Annotated in this window: 2 protein-coding genes and 1 pseudogene; 2 read left to right on the top strand and 1 reads right to left on the bottom strand. The window is 57.7% G+C overall.

Features of this window, described 5'->3' with window-relative positions:
* A pseudogene (locus P792_RS38330) lies at nt 1-285 on the bottom strand (IS481 family transposase); the annotation flags it as partial.
* Between the two features lie 608 nt (nt 286-893).
* Here P792_RS38330 and P792_RS24660 point away from each other — a divergent pair.
* Together P792_RS24660 and P792_RS38325 are read left to right on the top strand one after the other, a co-directional pair.
* The gene (locus P792_RS24660) at nt 894-1,376 is read left to right on the top strand and encodes a phosphate-starvation-inducible PsiE family protein (RefSeq protein ID WP_051395821.1); all 483 of its coding nucleotides are present in this window, start codon (nt 894-896) and stop codon (nt 1,374-1,376) included.
* A 154-nt stretch (nt 1,377-1,530) separates the two neighbouring features.
* Nucleotides 1,531-1,713, top strand: a 183-nt coding sequence (locus tag P792_RS38325; protein ID WP_235075414.1) for a hypothetical protein, incomplete at its 3' end; no start/stop codon positions are given.

The following is a 1,713-nucleotide window of genomic DNA, read 5'->3' as shown; positions in this document are numbered from 1 at the left end:
GTTTGAAGCGCTGGCGTTTGGGCTTGTCTCCCTCGATGTCCGGCAACCGTGAGATCTCGTGACGCTGAAAGCAGCGATGCAGGGTCGAACGTGCAGGCTCGTTGAGCGAGGCTCTTTAGGGCCAGTTTTCTGATCTTCGACAGTCTGGCGCTTGCGCCATTTTGCAACTGTTTTCGGGTTGATCCTGAACTCCTCGCTCAGCGCCGCGAGCGAAGCCTGCGATCGCTGTATTGCTGCTCGCACGGCGTGCGTGGTCGTGGCGCTGCCATGACGTATCTGTCTCATAATGCTTCCTTCCACTTTCGTGAAAATACCACACCATCAAACCCCGGGACTAAACACCTAGACTATGTCGTAAAAAGGACTGCAGACGCAAAGAGCAGAGGCGAGATTATCCGATGCCTCAAGCGATATATTGCTCGTGAAATCTTCAATGCCTTATGCCGACCCAAGAAAGTCGGATTGGCCGCTTGACGAATATAGGAGCTTCAGCACCCGAAATTCTGTTTCAGATCCCAGCCCCCGGAATGGGTTCGGCCAGGACGACGAGACCAGTCTCGCGCTCCCCCATACCCTTGCACGCCACCTCGATCAACGCCCGGGGATGGGTCGCCCGAGTTCGGAACAGTGGTCGCGATAGCGCGCGCAATGAGGATGGGACAAAAAGGCGTCCTGCAGAGCGATGTTGCGCTCGTAACCAGGGAAAAGCGCCTTCTTGTCGAGGGTAGAGTTTTCGACTTAAGATCTCGCAAAAATTCGCCATCTGCCGGGACTTTCGGCAAGCCAAACGCGCCGTCCAAGCGCCTTTCAGAAGAAGTCGCGATCCCATGTCCACCGATCAACCCGCCATGAAGAACCGGTCGAACTCCCATCGTCACACAGCATGGCGTGCAATGCTGTCTCCGACCAGCGGACTAAGCCTTTACGAGCGCTTTGAGCAGGCCATCATGCTAGTCGTCATAGCGCTTATCATGGCTGTAACCGTCGCCGCCACGCTGCATCTCGTCGTCGCCGTTTGGCGCCTACTGACCTCACCCGCTATCGATCCCACCGATCAGGCCGTTTTCCAGACCGTCTTCGGCGCCATGTTCGTCGTCATCATCGCCCTTGAGTTCAAACGCTCGCTCCTCGCCGTCCTCGCCCATAACGAGAACGTCGTGCGCGTGCGCACCATCGTGCTGATCGCCCTGCTGGCGATCGCCCGCAAGTTTATCCTGCTCGATCTTCAGGCCACGGCCCCCATGGAGATCTTCGCGCTGGCTGCGGCCGTTCTTTCTCTTGGCATCGTTTACTGGCTGATCCGGGAGCAGGATGCTCGCGTCATTGCCCGCAAGTCTGCGTCCGGCGTCGAGACCGAGGAGCGGACCCGTAATTGATGGCGTCTTTGTCGCTGGCTCCCGTATCGAGGCTTGGGAAGCACTTCTCGAACGTGTCGACCGACTTACCCGCCGCAACCTGGTGGGCTCGAAGAACACCCTATCGCTACAGTTGCGCATTCATTTTCGTGCGTGAGAGGTTTGAGGCTACCTGATGGGCGCGCCGAAAGACGGACCAACCGAGGATATGCTGGATAGGGATCTGAACCTGAGTGATCTTTACAGCAAGGCGTCGAATTTCCTGGATCGACCACCGGATAAGCTTCTGCGTGCTGGCATTGGACTTTTTTTGAGCGCGGCGGCGTTGACCTGGGAGCGCGCGGCGGCCATCATGGCG

It is taken from the genome of Asaia sp. SF2.1, assembly GCF_000505765.1.
Taxonomy (GTDB): domain Bacteria; phylum Pseudomonadota; class Alphaproteobacteria; order Acetobacterales; family Acetobacteraceae; genus Asaia; species Asaia bogorensis.
Note: the sequence above shows the minus strand (reverse complement) of the source record. Positions and strands in the feature narration are given on the sequence as shown.

Excerpts from the sequence above, each read along its gene's own strand:
- P792_RS24660 (WP_051395821.1), top strand. The coding sequence starts at position 894 with ATGCTGTCTCCGACCAGCGGACTAAGCCTTTACGAGCGCTTTGAGCAG.